At 72.9% G+C, this 1031-nt stretch carries 1 protein-coding gene; it reads left to right on the forward strand.

Translation table 11 applies throughout. From position 1 onward, the window contains the following. A partial coding sequence (gene ligA / locus AX685_RS08960; protein ID WP_082740747.1) for an NAD-dependent DNA ligase LigA occupies positions 1 to 1031 on the forward strand: 1031 nt, incomplete at both ends.

Here is a 1031-nt window from a genome sequence, read left to right on the forward strand (position 1 = left end):
CTTCCTGAAACTGCCGGCGGACGAGCCGGTCGCGCTGACCGCCGAGCCCAAGATCGACGGCCTGTCCTGTTCGGTGCGCTACGAGGATCGCCGGCTGGTCCGCGCGCTGACCCGCGGCGACGGCGCGGTGGGGGAGGATGTGACCCCCAACGTCCGCACCATCCATGACATTCCCGCCACCCTGCCCGACGGCGCGCCCGACGTGTTCGAGGTGCGCGGCGAGGTCTATATGGAAAAGGCCGCCTTCGCCGCGCTCAACGCCCGCCTCGCGGCGGAAGCGGAGGAGACCGGCAAGGAGGCGCGCCAGTTCGCCAACCCGCGCAACGCCGCCGCCGGATCGCTGCGGCAGAAGGACGCCGCGGTTACCCGCGCCCGCCCGCTGCGCTTCCTGGCGCATGGCTGGGGCGAGGCGAGCGCGGTGCCGGGCGACACGCAAGCCGCGGTCGTCGCGGCCTTGCGCGACTGGGGCTTCCCGATCGCCGACGCCTTCGCGCATTGCGCCGACGCTGCTGCGGCCCTCGCGGTCTATCGCGCGATCGAGGCGGCGCGCGCCGACCTGCCGTTCGATATCGACGGCGTCGTCTACAAGGTCGACCGGCTCGACTGGCAGGCGCGGCTGGGCAGCATCGGGCGCGCGCCGCGCTGGGCGATCGCGCACAAATTCCCTGCCGAACGCGCGCAGACCACGCTGGAGGCGATCGATATCCAGGTCGGCCGCACCGGCAAGCTGACGCCGGTCGCGCGGCTCACCCCCGTCACCGTCGGCGGCGTCGTCGTCACTAATGCCACGCTCCACAACCGCGACGAGATCGCGCGGCTGGATGCGCGCGTCGGCGACCGCGTCGTCCTGCAACGCGCCGGCGACGTCATCCCGCAGATCGTCGAGGTGCTGCCGCGCGACGACGCCGATCGTCCCGCCTTCGCCTTCCCCGATCACTGCCCGATCTGCGGCAGCGAGGCGGTGGCGGAAGAAGGCGAGGTCGACGTGCGCTGCACCGGCGGGCTGATCTGCCCGGCGCAGCGGCTGGAGC

The organism is Sphingomonas sp. CCH9-F2, from assembly GCF_001556735.1.
Taxonomy (GTDB): Bacteria; Pseudomonadota; Alphaproteobacteria; order Sphingomonadales; family Sphingomonadaceae; genus Sphingomonas; species Sphingomonas ginsenosidimutans.